This window comes from Cupriavidus sp. CP313 (assembly GCF_054072015.1).
The window spans coordinates 36,430-50,031 of sequence record NZ_JBSVZB010000039.1 but is presented as its reverse complement, the minus strand read 5'-3'; the positions used below and the strand labels follow the sequence as shown (position 1 = coordinate 50,031).

The 13,602-nt window shown below is 68.2% G+C and carries 14 protein-coding genes; 11 read left to right on the top strand and 3 right to left on the bottom strand.

Translation table 11 applies throughout. The annotated features are described in order from the left end of the window. Positions 1-48 precede the first annotated feature (48 nt). Together ACW4E8_RS35205 and ACW4E8_RS35200 are read left to right on the top strand one after the other, a co-directional pair. Entirely contained in the window at positions 49-1,062 is a 1,014-nt protein-coding gene (locus ACW4E8_RS35205; protein WP_456808724.1) for a Bug family tripartite tricarboxylate transporter substrate binding protein, read from the top strand. 79 nt (positions 1,063-1,141) lie between these two features. Continuing rightward, complete coding sequence (locus ACW4E8_RS35200; RefSeq protein ID WP_456808723.1) at positions 1,142-1,633, top strand: NAD(P)H-dependent oxidoreductase; 492 nt, start codon at positions 1,142-1,144, stop codon at positions 1,631-1,633. A 45-nt stretch (positions 1,634-1,678) separates the two neighbouring features. Here the strand turns inward: ACW4E8_RS35200 and ACW4E8_RS35195 are convergent, their stop codons facing one another. After that, entirely contained in the window at positions 1,679-1,888 is a 210-nt protein-coding gene (locus ACW4E8_RS35195; protein ID WP_456808722.1) for a hypothetical protein, read from the bottom strand. 361 nt (positions 1,889-2,249) lie between these two features. On the opposite strand from ACW4E8_RS35195, the gene flhC reads away from it, so the two are divergent. The 3 genes from flhC to ACW4E8_RS35180 all read left to right on the top strand — a co-directional run bounded on the left by flhC (position 2,250) and on the right by ACW4E8_RS35180 (position 4,618). Continuing rightward, positions 2,250-2,861 (top strand): flagellar transcriptional regulator FlhC, encoded by a 612-nt coding sequence (gene flhC / locus ACW4E8_RS35190; protein ID WP_456808721.1) that lies wholly within the window; start codon positions 2,250-2,252, stop codon positions 2,859-2,861. Positions 2,862-2,991: 130 nt separating this feature from the next. Beyond that, the gene (locus ACW4E8_RS35185) at positions 2,992-3,369 is read left to right on the top strand and encodes a hypothetical protein (protein WP_456808720.1); all 378 of its coding nucleotides are present in this window, start codon (positions 2,992-2,994) and stop codon (positions 3,367-3,369) included. A gap of 370 nt (positions 3,370-3,739) precedes the next feature. Then, positions 3,740-4,618, top strand: a complete 879-nt coding sequence (locus ACW4E8_RS35180) for a lipid A biosynthesis lauroyl acyltransferase (protein WP_456808719.1) — start codon at positions 3,740-3,742, stop codon at positions 4,616-4,618. Positions 4,619-4,625: 7 nt separating this feature from the next. Here ACW4E8_RS35180 and ACW4E8_RS35175 read toward each other — a convergent pair whose 3' ends face one another. Next, entirely contained in the window at positions 4,626-5,462 is an 837-nt protein-coding gene (locus tag ACW4E8_RS35175) for an IclR family transcriptional regulator (RefSeq protein WP_456808718.1), read from the bottom strand. 108 nt (positions 5,463-5,570) lie between these two features. On the opposite strand from ACW4E8_RS35175, the gene ACW4E8_RS35170 reads away from it, so the two are divergent. The 4 genes from ACW4E8_RS35170 to ACW4E8_RS35155 all read left to right on the top strand — a co-directional run bounded on the left by ACW4E8_RS35170 (position 5,571) and on the right by ACW4E8_RS35155 (position 9,798). After that, positions 5,571-6,341, top strand: coding sequence for an enoyl-CoA hydratase/isomerase family protein (locus ACW4E8_RS35170; RefSeq protein ID WP_114135424.1), 771 nt, complete (start codon positions 5,571-5,573; stop codon positions 6,339-6,341). 13 nt (positions 6,342-6,354) lie between these two features. Then, positions 6,355-7,545, top strand: coding sequence for a CaiB/BaiF CoA transferase family protein (locus tag ACW4E8_RS35165; protein ID WP_456808717.1), 1,191 nt, complete (start codon positions 6,355-6,357; stop codon positions 7,543-7,545). 20 nt (positions 7,546-7,565) lie between these two features. Next, on the top strand, positions 7,566-8,732 hold the full coding sequence (locus ACW4E8_RS35160; RefSeq protein WP_035826245.1) for an acyl-CoA dehydrogenase family protein: 1,167 nt from the start codon (positions 7,566-7,568) through the stop codon (positions 8,730-8,732). A 61-nt stretch (positions 8,733-8,793) separates the two neighbouring features. After that, entirely contained in the window at positions 8,794-9,798 is a 1,005-nt protein-coding gene (locus ACW4E8_RS35155; RefSeq protein ID WP_456808716.1) for a Bug family tripartite tricarboxylate transporter substrate binding protein, read from the top strand. Positions 9,799-9,819: 21 nt separating this feature from the next. Here ACW4E8_RS35155 and ACW4E8_RS35150 read toward each other — a convergent pair whose 3' ends face one another. Further along, positions 9,820-10,713 carry a LysR family transcriptional regulator gene (locus ACW4E8_RS35150; RefSeq protein ID WP_456808715.1) on the bottom strand — a complete coding sequence of 298 codons (894 nt, stop codon included), beginning with the start codon at positions 10,711-10,713 and terminating at the stop codon, positions 9,820-9,822. Positions 10,714-10,846: 133 nt separating this feature from the next. Here ACW4E8_RS35150 and ACW4E8_RS35145 point away from each other — a divergent pair, with 133 nt between their 5' ends. Further along, the gene (locus ACW4E8_RS35145) at positions 10,847-12,400 is read left to right on the top strand and encodes an AMP-binding protein (protein WP_456808714.1); all 1,554 of its coding nucleotides are present in this window, start codon (positions 10,847-10,849) and stop codon (positions 12,398-12,400) included. An 11-nt stretch (positions 12,401-12,411) separates the two neighbouring features. Beyond that, positions 12,412-13,596 (top strand): acyl-CoA dehydrogenase family protein, encoded by a 1,185-nt coding sequence (locus ACW4E8_RS35140; protein WP_456808713.1) that lies wholly within the window; start codon positions 12,412-12,414, stop codon positions 13,594-13,596. Positions 13,597-13,602 lie beyond the last annotated feature (6 nt).

The following is a 13,602-nucleotide window of genomic DNA, read 5'->3' as shown; positions in this document are numbered from 1 at the left end:
CTTGTTGACGCTCACGTGACCATGCCATACCTAGGAGACAACGCCATCATGATGACCGCTGCCCCCCTGCTGCGCGGCCCGCTGCTGCAAGCCACCCTGCCCCTGCTCACCGTGCTGGCCCTGGCCGCCGCGCCCGCCCCGGCTGGCGCACAGGGCGCCTACCCGGCCAAGCCCATCCACCTGATCGTTGCCTACCCGCCGGGCGGGCTGACCGACACGCTGGCGCGCGCCATCGGCGATGGCCTGTCGCGCCAGCTCGGCAAGACGGTGGTGGTGGAGAACAAGGGCGGCGCCGGCGGCATCATCGGCACCGACTACGTCGCCAAGTCGGCGCCTGACGGCTATACGCTGCTGATGACCATTCCCGGCCCGATCACGTCCAACCTGGCGCTGTACAAGAAGCTGCCCTACGACCCGCGCACCGAACTGCGCCCGATCTCCGACATCGCCACCGCGCGCACCGTGCTGGCGGTCAACAGCAGCGTGCCGGCCAAGACCGTTGCCGAACTGCTGGCCTATGCCAAGGCATCGCCGGGCAAGCTGCGCATAGGGTCGTGGGGCGCGGGCACCCAGCCACATACGATCCAGACCTACGTCGCCAGGCAATACCAGGCGGACATGCTGCACGTGCCCTACCGCGGCGAAGGGCCGATGGTGACCGACCTGCTCGCCGGCCAGGTCAACGTGACGGTGGGCTCCGTGACCGCACTCAAGCAACACTTCGCCACCGGCAAGCTGCGGCCCCTCGCGGTCACCGGCACGCGCCGCGCACAGGGCCTGCCAGACGTGCCGACCTTCGCCGAGGCCGGCTACGCCGACGAACCGTTCCGGCTGACCGGCCCCATCACCCTGATGGCACCGGCCAGGACGCCGCAGGACATCATCGACCGCCTGGGCCGCGAGACCGCCAGCCTGGTCGCCAGCGCCGACATGCAGCGGCGCATCGTGGACATGGGCGCGGAACCGCTCGGCAATACCCCGGCACAGGCGGAGGCCGCATACAAGGCCTACTTGCCGGTGGTGCTGAAGCTGACGGCGGATACCGGGGTGAAGCTGGATTGACAGCCGCAGCGTGAACCGGCCGTGCCGGCGACTGCATGCTACAGTCGTCGGCAACAGGCATACCGTGAACACGCAAAGCATGAAAACGCTGCTGATCGTCTATCACACCATGACCGGAGGCACCCGGCAGATGGCCGAGGCCGCCGCTGACGCGGCCCGCCAGCAGCCCGGCGTCACGGTCGTGCTCAAGACTGCTACCGAGGCCGGCCCCGACGATGTCCTTGCCGCCGACGGCTATCTCTTCGCCACGCCGGAGAACCTGGCCGCCATGGCAGGGATGATGAAGGACTTCTTCGACCGCTGCTATTACGCCGCGCTGGACCGCATCAACGGCCGCCCCTACGCCATCATGATCTGCGCCGGCAGCGATGGCCAGAATGCGCTGCGCCAGATCGACCGCATCGCCACCGGCTGGCGGCTCAACGGCGTGGCGCCGGGGCTGATCGTCTGTACGCATGCGCAGACGCCGGAGCGCATCCTTGCGCCCAAGCAGATCGAAGCCGGGGACCTGGCGCGTTGCGCGGAGCTGGGTGAGGGGTTGGCGGCGGGGTTGGGGCTTGGGGTGTTCTGATGGCACGCAGGGGCCGTCCGGCGCTACGGGGCGGGGCGGGCCCGTTCAGGCAGCCAGTGGCGTGATGCCGCGCGAGGTGTTGTTGCCGCCCTCTTCTTCCTGCACGATCAGCCCGACGCCACGCCGCCTGGCCGCGGCCATGCCGATATTGACGGCGATTTCGCGATCCTCGCAGTGCACCAGGCCCTTGCGGGCACTTTCGACCGCCAGTTCCCAGCCTTGCGCCGTCTGCCTGATCAGGAAGTTCGCAGCCATGGGTCGCTCCGTCGTTGGTGTTCTTGCAGCGTAGTCCACGGGCCTGCCAATGAAATCGGCGTCAGTCCGATAGCGCGCGGGCACTTCTCCTACACCAAGGTAGGGAAGGTCAAATCCAGGCGCCGTACATGACACACAATAATCGTGGAAATATGATTGTTGATGCATGTCATGGTTATAACTCCCCGATCGATCCAAAAATCCTCCTCGACTACGAGAAACCTGAGCCCCGGACCCGCGAGAAGCCGTGCCGCGCACGGTGACACGCCGGGTCATGATTATCGGAGACAGGCTCGGGCAAGCCGGATCAGCAACCGGCATTTGCCCGCGCCCATTTCCGATATATCCCAGGAGGAGACCAATGGATGTACACGATATCGCCGGCACGGCTGTGGCCGGCTCACCGGCCCCGGTTCCGCGCGCCAGGCCCCCGCTTCCCGGCAAGAGCATGCTGCAGGATGTTGAGCAGATCCGCCTGGCGATCGAGATGATCGGCCTGGGCGCCCGCCTGCAGGTGCTGGAATCCGAAGTGTCGCTGCCACGCCTGCGGCTGATCCGGCTGTACAAGGAGCTGTGCGGGGTGTCGCCGCCCAAGGGCATGCTGCCGTTCTCCACGGACTGGTTTGTCACCTGGCGCCCGAATGCCCATGCCTCGATGCTGCTTGGCGCCTACCGCTTCATGACCAGCGGCGGCTGCCTGGACGGGATCCGCGCGGTCTTGTCCAGCTACCGCATGTACCGCGAACAGCTGTGCGCCACCGGCGAGGCCTCGCAGCTGAGCTTTACCCGCGCCTGGACGCTGGTGCGCTTCTATGAGCGCGGCATGCTGCGGCTGGCGTGCTGCAGGGACTGCCGGGGTGAGTATGTCGTGCAGGCCGACGATGCGCGCCACCGCTACGTTTGCGGGCTATGCCTGCCGCCGGCACGCGCAGGCAAGGGCCGCAAACCCGCGCCGGCGGCGTTGGCCGGCTGACGCCGCGCAAGGCGTCCCAGTGTCTGCCGCCGCACAGTCCGGTGCACGGCAGGCTTCCATGATGAGTGCTTCTGCCATCCAGGCCGCCGGCGTTTCAGGCCGGCCCCGCTTGTACCAGGGAGCCTCGCCCATGTTCAGGATCACTATGCTTGGAAAAAAGACCGGCGCGGCCGCGCCCGACAACAATGACCACAACGCCGCCGAAGCTCCCGCGCCGGCTGCGCCCGGCGAGCCGGGCAAATCGATGCCGGAACAGTTGGCGCAAAACCTCAAGACACAAGGCGATGCCATGATCCAGTACGGCGCGCGCCTGCTGGTGATGCGCGAGCTGCTGTGCTCGCTGACCACGGGCCTGCCGCCAGCGGCGCGCGCCAGCGCCGAGCAGCGCTTCCGCCAGCGCATCAACCAGTTGATGTCGCTGACCGACGACCATGTCCTGCCGGCGGAATTCCACCGCGCACTGCTTGCCGAGGTCAATTACTATCTGGGCGAGTTGAAAAAGCCCTGAGAAATGCCTGTCGATAATCCCGCCGGTCATTATTGCAGGCGTGGCGACACCGCCTGCGCGTATTATTCAGTGCCATTTTCCTTTCTCCGGATCGCACCCGGCACAGTCGGAAATGCCCTGCCCCTGCCAGGGCATTTCCGCGGAATCCCCCAGGCGCTGCAATAATCTCGCTCTGTTTGCTACTGGTAGTAACCGTCATCGCCGGGCAGCAGCCGTCGTGCTACAGTGCGCCCTTCGGAGAACGCTTGCGCAGCGATGCATAGCGCACTCACGCCGCCCCTCTCAGCCGGCACACCGCCCGAATTATTGCCGCGCAGCCGCCTGCCCGGGGCCATTGCCCCAGCCGCCGCTGCCGCTCCCTAGGATATTCATGAAACACCGGCTCCAGGCTGCGCTCACCATCGCAGTCTTCAAGCTCGTCGCCGCCCTGCCGTACGGTGTCACCGCACGCCTGGGCGATGCGATCGGCAAGCTGCTATATCGCATCCCCAGCCGCCGCCGGCGCATTGTCCATACCAACCTGTCCCTGTGCTTCCCGGACATGGATGCAGACACGCGGGACAAGCTGGCACGGAACCACTTCGGCCACGTCCTGCGCAGCTACCTGGAGCGCGGCGTGCAGTGGTTCGGCAGCGCCGAGCGCCTGGGCAAGCTGGTGGAACTGGACACGCGCATCGACCTGGCCTCGTGCGCGGAGCATCCGACCATCTTCATGGGCTTCCATTTCGTCGGCATCGAGGCCGGCTGCATGTTCTATTCGATGCGCCACCCGGTGGCCTCGCTGTACACCAAGATGTCCAGCGCGATGCTGGAAGAGATCTCACGCACGCAGCGCGGGCGTTTCGGCGCTGAGATGATCCCGCGCCACGGCAGCGGCAAGCAGGTGGTGCGCTCGCTGCGCGCGGGCTGCCCGGTGATGCTGGCGGCGGACATGGATTTCGGCATCAACGATTCAGTGTTCGTGCCGTTCTTTGGCGTACCGGCCTGCACGCTGACCTCGGCCTCGCGCCTGGCCAGCATGACCGGCGCGCGCGTGGTGCCGTTTACCACCGAGGTGCTGCCCGACTACCGTGGCTACCGGCTGCGCGTATTCGACCCGCTGGAAGGCTTCCCCTCCGGCAGCGTTGAAGAAGATGCGCGCCGCATGAACGCCTTCCTCGAAACCCAGATCGCCACCATGCCGGAGCAGTATTACTGGATCCACCGGCGCTTCAAGAACCGGCCCGCAGGCATGCCGTCGGTGTACTGAGTCCGGATTATCCGGCCGCGCGGCGCCAGGCCTCCTGGATGTCCGCCACCAGCCGCGCCAGCTGGGCCGCATAGCGGGCATTGTCGCGGCTGCGCTCGCTCTCGTTGAACGGGAAGCTGATATTGAGCCCGTACAGTTGCTGGTCCGGCCCGGAGAATGCGGCCCCCACGGCCAGCAGGTGGCCGGGCTGGTAGGCCGCGGTGCAATAGCCGTGCCGCTGCGCCTGCGCAATGCTGCGCAGCACCTGCGCCCGCATGCCAGCCCAGGCCTCGCCCTGGCGCGCGGCGATGCCGGCCAGCAGATCTTCCCTCACCCCCTCAGGCTGCGCCGCCAGCCATGACAGCCCGATCGCCGTCATCTCCATCGGCACGCGTGTTCCCGGCACCACGCGCCGCGTGCGCGACACGCTGTCGCGGCTGTGCCGGATCGACGCCAGGTACACCATCTCCAGCTGGTCGCCCACGGCCAGCCCCACGTTGACCTTGCCGGCCTCGGCCACCTTGCGCATCAGCGGCAATGCAATGTCCGGCGCGCGGCTGGACTGGTGGAAGGCATCGGCCAGGCTCAGCACCACCGGTGCCAGCCGGTAGGCGCGTTCGTTCACGTCATAGCGCAGGAAGCCGGCATCCACCAGCGAGCGCGTCAGCCGGCTGACGGTGGGGCGCGGCAGGCCGGTGCGCACCGCCAGCTCAGCATTGGTCAGGCTGGTGGTGCCAACGCGGAAGGCCCGCAGCAGCACCAGCCCGCGCTCCAGCGACTGGCTGCCCGCGGTGTCGCGGGTAAAGCGGCCGGTCTGGTGCGTGACGCGGCGGGTGGAGGGCTCTGGCAGCACAGCGTCCGGCATCGTCAGTAATTTCGGTTGGTGAAATTCGAGTATAGCGGTACGGCCGCGCGGCGCGAATACTGTGTGCATCCCGGCCCCGAGCCGACCCAACACAGAGGAGCGCCCAGCATGTCAACCGACGCCGATATCCAGGTCACCCATGAAGGCCACGTAGCCCGCATCGTCCTGTCCCGCCCGCCGCACAATTTTGTCGATGCCGACATCATGCGGCGCCTGGCCGACACCCTGCAGGCGCTGGACGACGACCACAACTGCCGCGCCATCGTGCTGGCGTCCGGCGTCAGCGCGTTCTGCGCCGGCGCCGACTTCAGCGGCGCCGACCAGGGCGCGGTTGCCAACGACCCGGGCGGCTTCTACGCGCATGCGATGAGGCTCTACCGCAACCGCAAGCCGATCGTGGCCGCGGTGGAAGGCGCCGCCATCGGCGCCGGCATGGGGCTGGCGCTGGTGGCGGACTTCCGCGTGACCTGCGCCGAGGCGCGCTTCAGCGCCAACTTCAACCGGCTGGGCTTTCACCCCGGATTCGGCATGAGCCTGACGCTGCCGCGGCTGGTGGGCGAGCAGCAGGCCGCGCTGCTGTTCTACACCGGCCGGCGCATCACCGGCACCGACGCCGTCGAGATCGGCCTGGCCGACGAACTGGTGGAAAAGGCGCAGGTCAATGCCCGCGCCATGGCCCTGGCGCAAGAGATTGCCGCCTCTGCCCCGCTGGCCGTGGAAACCACGCGCGCCACGCTGCGCGAAGGGCTGGCCGACCGCATTGCCGAGATCAACCAGCGCGAACTGGCAATCCAGCACGGACAGTTCCGCAGCGAAGACTTCCGCGAGGGTGTCGCCGCCATGGCCGCGCGCCGCGCCCCTGTGTTCAAGCGCCGTTGAAGGAGTGGGCCCGATGAGCGAACAAGACACCCGCGCCACGCCGGCCGGCCCGCTGGACGGCATCCGCGTGCTGGACCTTACCGCGGTCGTGCTCGGGCCGCTGGCCACGCAGGTGCTGGCCGACTTTGGCGCCGACGTGATCAAGATCGAAGGGCCGGAAGGCGACCTGATGCGCGCCAACGGCGTCTCGCAGCACGCCGGCATGAGCTCGATCTACCTGGCGCTGAACCGCAACAAGCGCTCGGTCGTGCTCGACCTGAAGACCCCTGAGGGCGCCGAGGCGCTGCGCGGGCTGATCGCCAGCGCCGACGTGCTGGTGCACAACATGCGCGTAGCCGCGATCGAGCGGCTGGGCTTCGGCTATGCCGAGGTGGCGCGCATCAACCCGCGCATCGTCTACTGCGTGGCCACCGGCTTCGGCCAGGACGGCCCGCACCGCGACAAGCCGGCCTTCGACGACATCATCCAGGCCGGCTGCGGGCTGGTCGCGCTGGGTTCCACCACCGGCGATCGCCCGGAATATGTACCCAGCCTGATCGCCGACAAGACCACCGGGCTGGCACTGGCCAACGCTGTGCTGGCAGCCCTGCTGTACCGCGAGCGCCACGGCGTCGGCCAGTCGGTGGAAGTGCCGATGCTGGAGACCATGACCGCGTTCGTGATGGCCGAGCACCTGGGCGGCCTGACCTTCGAGCCCGCGCCCGCCGGTGCCGGCTACGCCCGCCTGCTGCAAGGCGGGCGCCGACCCGCGCCGACCCGCGACGGCTGGATCTGCGCCCTGCCCTACACCGAGCGCCACTGGCAAGCCTTCTTCCGCGCGGTGGGCCGCGACGACCTGGCCGAGCGCTACGAGGTGGCCGACCGCGCGCAGCGCAACGCCAATATCCGCGCGCTGTACGGGCACCTGGCCGAGCTGACGCCGGCGCGCACCACCGACGAATGGATGGCGCTGTTCGAGTCGCTCGACATCCCTGCCACGCCGATCTACGGCCTGGATGCACTGGTCGACCACCCGCACCTGCGCGCCGTCGGCCTGTTCCAGGAAACGCAGCACCCCACCGAAGGCCCGCTGCGCGAAGTACGCCCCGCCGCGCGCTTCTCGGCCACGCCGCTGTCGCTGCGCCGCCATGCGCCGGGGCTGGGCGAACACACTGCCGAGGTCCTGCAGGAGCTGGGCCTCGCGCAAGGCGTCAGCCAACGATAACGAATCAGCAGGAGACAGGCATGAACTTTGAACTGGACGAAGAACACCGGATGCTCAAGGACCTGGTCGCGCGCTTTGTGCGTGAGCAGCTGATCCCGCTGGAACCCGCGGTACTGGCGCGCGAAGCCGCCGGCGGGCAGATGACGCTGCTGCCGGAAGAGCACGCGCGGCTTGACGCGATGTCGCGCGAACTGGGCCTGTGGGGCCTGGATGCGCCCACGGAGATGGGCGGCGCCGACCTGCCCACGGTGGCAATGGTGGGCGTCAACGAAGAACTGGGCAAGACCATCACGCCCTACGAACTGCCACCGGACTCGCCCAACCTGCGCATGCTGATGCTGAGCGCCAGCGAGGCCCAGCGTGAGCGCTACCTGGCCCCTTATGCGCGCGGCGAGACCGTGTCGGCCATCGCCATTTCCGAACCCGGCGCCGGCGGCGACCCCGCCATGATGACCACGCGCGCCGAACGCGACGGCGACCAATGGGTGCTCAACGGCCGCAAGATCTGGATCAGCCGCGCGGCACGCGCCGACTGGACCATCGTCATGGCAGTGACCGACAAGGCCAAGGGCGCGCGCGGCGGCATCTCCGCCTTTATCGTCGAGCGCGGCACGCCGGGCTTCCGGGTGGAGCGCCGCATCCCGATGATCGGCGGCGCATCGACTTACGAGGTGGTGCTGGAAGACTGCCGCATCCCCGCCTCGCAGCTGCTGGGCACCGAGGGCCAGGGCTTTGCGCCGATGCAGGCGCGGCTGTCCACGCGCCGCGTGCAGATGGCCGCGTGGTGCATCGGCCGGGCGCAGCGGGCGCTGGACATGATCTGCGAATACGCGCCCCAGCGCCAGACCTTCGGCGCGCCGCTGGCGCAGCGCCAGGCGATCCAGTGGTGGGTGGCCGACGCCGCCACCCGCATCCACGCCTGCCGCCTGATGACCTACGAAGCCGCCAGCCGCATCGACGCGGGCGACGAGGCGCGCACGCAGGTATCGATGATCAAGGTATTCGCCACCGAGATGGCCTGGGACGTGATCGACCACGCCATGCAGACCTTCGGCGCGATGGGCATGACCAAGGAGCTGCCGCTGCAGCAGATGGCCAACGAGACCCGCTTGATGCGCATCTACGAAGGGCCCAGCGAGGTGCACCGCTGGGTGATTGCGCGCGACCTGCTCGGCCTGCGCCGCTAAGCCCCCGTTCATCCCTTGCACCGGCGGGAACACGCCGGGCATTCCACGCTCAGGAGACACCATGCAACAGGCTTTCCGTTCCCGCCGCCGCTTCCTCGGACTGGCTGCCGCCACGCTGGCGGCCATCGGCACCGCCACGCCGCTGACGGCGCCCGCCGCCGATTCCGCCGACGCCTTCCCCGCCCGCCCGATCCGCTTTGTCGTGCCCTTCCCTTCCGGCAGCGGCACCGACACCACCGCGCGCATGTTCGCCAAGAAGATCGGCGAGCTGACCGGCCAGGGCGTGGTGGTGGAGAACAAGCCCGGCGGCAACGGCTTTATCGGCGTGCAGACCGCGCTGAACGCGCCGCCTGACGGCTACACCGTCTTTATCGGCAGCAATTCCACGCTGTCGACCAATGCCGCCACCTTCCGCAAGCTGCCGTATGACCCGTTGACGGACTTCGCGCCGATCACGCTGCTGTCGCGCGGGCCATGCGTGATCATCGTGCCGGCAAGCTCGCCCTACCGCACGCTGGCCGAGCTGCTGGAGGATGCCCGCAAGCGCCCCGGCGCGCTCAACTACGGCTCGGGCTCGATCTCCTACACGCTCTACTCCGAGTGGCTCAACGAGCTGGCCCGCATCAAGACCACCGCCGTGCCGTACAAGGGCGCGGGCGATGCCATCAACGGCGTGATGGCGGCCAATGTCGACTTCGCCGTGGTGGATGCCACCGGCGCCATCGAACTGGTCCGTGGCGGCAAGGTCCGCGCGCTGGCCTTCACCGCGCCGCAGCGCTCGCCGCTGCTGCCGGACGTGCCCTCCATCGTCGAAGCCGGCCTGCCTGACTTCCTGGCCTACAACTGGGTAGCCGCTGCGGTCTCGGCAAAGACGCCGCCGGCAGTGGTGAAACGGCTGCAGGACCTGTTTGCGCAGGCCGGCAACGCCCCGGATGTGCGCGAGTACTACACGCGCCAGTCCACCAAGCTGATCCTGTCGTCGCCGGCCGAGATGCTGCAGTACCAGAAGGACGAGATCCAGCGCTGGAAGCGGCTGGCGGCGGTGGCAAAGATTCCGCTGCAATAACCGCGTGGCCCTGCCGCTGGCTCAGCGGCTGTGCTCGCGCAGCAGCACCGTCAGGCGCTGCGCCAGCGGCGACAGGTAGGCGCCCTCGCGCGAGATCACGCCGATGTTCCGGCGCAGGTCCAGCTCCTCCACGCCCAGCGGCAGCACACGCAGGCCGTGCTGCATGGCATCGCCGCCTTCATTGGCGATGCTCAGCATCTGCGTGCCCTGCATCAGCGCAAACAGTGAACTGCTGCCAAAGTCGATCTCGATGCGCGGTTGCGGCTCCGGCAGGCCGCGCTGGCGGAACGCCGCGTCGACCTGCTGGCGCAGCGTGATATGCCCTTCGGGCAGCAGCCATTCCTGGTCCGCCAGGTCCGCCAGCCGCAGCTTGCGCCGCTGCAGCAAGGCATGGCCTTCGTCAGCCACCACCACCAGCCGGTCGTCAAAGAGCGGCTGCACCGCAAAGGTAGTCGATGAGGCTGCCGAAGGCGCCGGCGCCACCGCTACATCCAGTTCCCCGGCCGCAAGCAGGTCCAGCAGGTCGCGCGCCAGCCTGCGCCGCAGCCGCAGCCGTGCCACGGGACGCTCGCGCACCAGTTGCCGGCAAGCGCCCAGGATCACGCTGCCCGGGATCGACGGCGAATAGCCCACGCGCAGGATGCCCTGCTCGCCGGTGCGGATGCCCAGCATCTCCTTGATGCCGTCCTCGTATTCCAGCTGGATGCGCCGCGCCCGCTCCAGGAAGCGCGTGCCGGCGTAGGTGGCGGTCATGCCGTTGGCGGTGCGCTCGAACAGCGGCAGCCCCGCCTGCGTCTCCACCCGCTGCACCGCCTTGGTCAGCGCCGGCTGGCTGATGCCCAGCGCGTCGGCGGCACGGCCGATGCCGCCGTGCGCCGCCACGGCGAGTATGTATTCGATATCCCGCGTCTCCATTGCCTCACATTCCTGATGGTTATGACTTTATAGCCAACGCGTCATTGTGGTGATGCCTGTCATCTTACAGACTACGGCGCACGAGCACACGTAAAAGCGCTCGCCAGGATCATCAAGCATCAACGGAGACAGCATGGGTTTCGCGTATTTCCTGCGCCGCGCCGCGCGCTACTGGGGCGACCAGCCCGCCATCCTCTACCAGGACCGGGAGGTGACCTATCGCCAGCTGGACGAACGCTCCACGCGCCTGGCCAATGCGCTGCTGGCACTGGGCCTGCACCCCGGCGACCGCGTGGCGGTGCAGTCGCGCAACCGGCCGGAGCTGGTCGAACTGGAGTGCGCGCTGTACAAGGCCGGACTGGTCAAGGCGGCGCTCAACCCGCGCTTCACCGCGGCAGAGGCCAGCGACGTGGTCGAGAACTGCACCCCGCGCGTGCTGATCGCCGGCCCCGGCTACACCGGCTATGCGCGCACCACGGCAGGCTTCGGCAGCATCGAGACTTTTATCGCCATCGGCGACGCCCCGGCGGGCCATGTCGAATATGAAGCACTGCTGGCCAACGCAGGCACCACGCCGCCGGACATCACCCCCGCCCCCGACGACCTGGCCGTGCTGCACTTCTCGTCCGGCTCCACCGGCAAGATCAAGGCCGCCATGCAGAGCTACGGCAACCGCATGGCGGCGCTGCGCAAGATGGTGTCCGGCATGGACCGCCCGGCCCGCCCCGGCGACCGGCTGGCGCTGATCGGACCGGTCACGCACGCCTCCGGCATGCTGATGCAGCCCTACCTGTACCAGGGTGCCACGCTGGTGCTGTTCGAGAAATTCGAGCCCGCGCACTTCCTGGCCGAGGTGGCGCGGCTGCGCATCACCCACGTATTCATGGTCCCGGCCATGATCAACATGCTGCTGGCCGAGCCCACGCTGGCGCAGGCCGACCTGTCCAGCCTGAAGACCCTGGCCTACGGTGCCGCGCCGATTGCGCCGGCACGCATCCGCGAGGCCTGGGAGCGCATCGGCCCGATCCTGTCGCAGGGCTATGGCGCCAGCGAATCGACCTCCGGCGTGACGCGCCTGTCCACCACCGACCATGCCGACGCCATCGCCAGCCACCCTGAGCGCCTGGCCTCCTGCGGCCGCGCCCTGGGCGAGACCGAAGTGCGCGTGGTCGACGAGCAAGGCAAGGAGGTCGCCGTGGGCGAGATCGGCGAACTGGTGATCCGCGGCGAAGACGTGTTCCACGGCTACTTTAACGAGCCCGGGCTGACGCGCGAGACCGTCATCGACGGCTGGCTGCATACCGGCGACATGGCGCGCGTGGACGAGGCCGGCTACCTGTACCTGGTCGACCGCAAGAAGGACATGATCATCTCCGGCGGCTTCAACGTCTATCCGACCGAGGTGGAAGCCACGCTGTACCAGCACCCCGACGTGCTGGAAGCCTGCGTCATCAGCGTGCCGGACGACACCTGGGGTGAAAGCGTCAAGGCCGTGGTCACGCTGCGGCCCGGGCGCGAGGTTACCGCCCAGCAGCTGATCGCGCACTGCCGCGAGCGCATTGCCGACTACAAGTCGCCGCGCTCGGTGGACTTTGTCGCCGAGCTGCCCAAGAACGCCAGCGGCAAGCTGGCCCGCAAGATCGTGCGCGAACGCTACTGGCAAGGCGTCGGGCGCCGCGTGAACTGAAGGAGCCCGCCATGTTCGATCATCTGACCAATCCCGTACTGCTGGAAACCCGCGCCGGCATCCGCCGCTTTATCGACGAAGAGCTACGCCCGCTGGAACAGGAACTCGGCCTGGGCTCTGAAGACCCGTGGCCGCGCGAGACCCTGCGCAATGTCTGGCGACGCTCCAGCGAGCTGGGCTTCTACGCCGCGTGCCTGCCGACATCGCTCGGCGGCAAGGGCCTGAACATCCAGGAGCAATGCGCGCTCAAGGCCGACCTGGCCGCCAGCGGCTCCACCCTGGCGGCGCACGTGCTGGGCGACCTGGGCGGCCCGCCGCGCGTGGGCAATATGCTCAAGTACGCCACGCCGGACCAGCTCAAGCGCTACTTCGAGCCCGTGATCCGCGGCGAGAAATCGACCTGCTTCGCACTGACGGAAACGCATTCCGGCTCCGACGCGCAAAGCATCAGGACTTCGGCCGTGGCCGATGGCGACGAGCTGGTCATCAACGGCGGCAAGCACTACATCAGCGGCGCGCCGTTCGCCGACTTTGCCATCGTCATGTGCGTGACCGACGCCACCACCACGCCGCCGGCCATCACCGCGGTGCTGGTCGACCTGGACCTGCCGGGCGTGACGGTGAGCAACGAGTACGTGCCGATGTCGGGCCAGCATATCGACGGCGACATCCGCTTCGAGAACGTGCGCGTGCCGCGCGCCAATATCTTTGGCGGCGAAGGCAACGGCTTCAAGCTGGGCATGTCGCGCATCAACGTGAACCGCCTGCTGCACTGCCCCAGCATGCTGGGTCTGGCGACGAAGGCATATGAGTCGTCGGTGGAATATGCCGGGCAGCGCCGCCAGTTCGGCGGGCCGATCGCGCGCTTCCAGGCGATCCAGCACATGCTGGCCGACATGGCCGCCGCGCTATGGGCCTGCGAAAGCATGATCACGCATACCGCCGCGCTGGCCGATGCCGGCGCCGACCTGCGCATGAAGGCCGCGGCGTGCAAGCTCTTTGTCTCGGAGCGCTGCTTCGAGGTGGCGGACAAGGCCGTGCAGATCCACGGCAATGTCGGCGTCACGCGCGGCCATCCGGTGGAGCAGACCTTCCGCAAGCTGCGCATGTTCCGCATCTTCACCGGCACCAGCGAGATCCAGCGCAACACCATTGCGCGCGCTATCCTCGAACCGCTGCAGCAGCAGAAGGCCTGACCGTGC

Excerpts from the sequence above, each read along its gene's own strand:
- ACW4E8_RS35205 (WP_456808724.1), top strand. The coding sequence starts at position 49 with ATGATGACCGCTGCCCCCCTGCTGCGCGGCCCGCTGCTGCAAGCCACC.
- ACW4E8_RS35200 (WP_456808723.1), top strand. The coding sequence starts at position 1,142 with ATGAAAACGCTGCTGATCGTCTATCACACCATGACCGGAGGCACCCGG.
- ACW4E8_RS35195 (WP_456808722.1), bottom strand. The coding sequence starts at position 1,888 with ATGGCTGCGAACTTCCTGATCAGGCAGACGGCGCAAGGCTGGGAACTG.
- flhC (WP_456808721.1), top strand. The coding sequence starts at position 2,250 with ATGGATGTACACGATATCGCCGGCACGGCTGTGGCCGGCTCACCGGCC.
- ACW4E8_RS35185 (WP_456808720.1), top strand. The coding sequence starts at position 2,992 with ATGTTCAGGATCACTATGCTTGGAAAAAAGACCGGCGCGGCCGCGCCC.
- ACW4E8_RS35180 (WP_456808719.1), top strand. The coding sequence starts at position 3,740 with ATGAAACACCGGCTCCAGGCTGCGCTCACCATCGCAGTCTTCAAGCTC.
- ACW4E8_RS35175 (WP_456808718.1), bottom strand. The coding sequence starts at position 5,462 with ATGCCGGACGCTGTGCTGCCAGAGCCCTCCACCCGCCGCGTCACGCAC.
- ACW4E8_RS35170 (WP_114135424.1), top strand. The coding sequence starts at position 5,571 with ATGTCAACCGACGCCGATATCCAGGTCACCCATGAAGGCCACGTAGCC.
- ACW4E8_RS35165 (WP_456808717.1), top strand. The coding sequence starts at position 6,355 with ATGAGCGAACAAGACACCCGCGCCACGCCGGCCGGCCCGCTGGACGGC.
- ACW4E8_RS35160 (WP_035826245.1), top strand. The coding sequence starts at position 7,566 with ATGAACTTTGAACTGGACGAAGAACACCGGATGCTCAAGGACCTGGTC.
- ACW4E8_RS35155 (WP_456808716.1), top strand. The coding sequence starts at position 8,794 with ATGCAACAGGCTTTCCGTTCCCGCCGCCGCTTCCTCGGACTGGCTGCC.
- ACW4E8_RS35150 (WP_456808715.1), bottom strand. The coding sequence starts at position 10,713 with ATGGAGACGCGGGATATCGAATACATACTCGCCGTGGCGGCGCACGGC.
- ACW4E8_RS35145 (WP_456808714.1), top strand. The coding sequence starts at position 10,847 with ATGGGTTTCGCGTATTTCCTGCGCCGCGCCGCGCGCTACTGGGGCGAC.
- ACW4E8_RS35140 (WP_456808713.1), top strand. The coding sequence starts at position 12,412 with ATGTTCGATCATCTGACCAATCCCGTACTGCTGGAAACCCGCGCCGGC.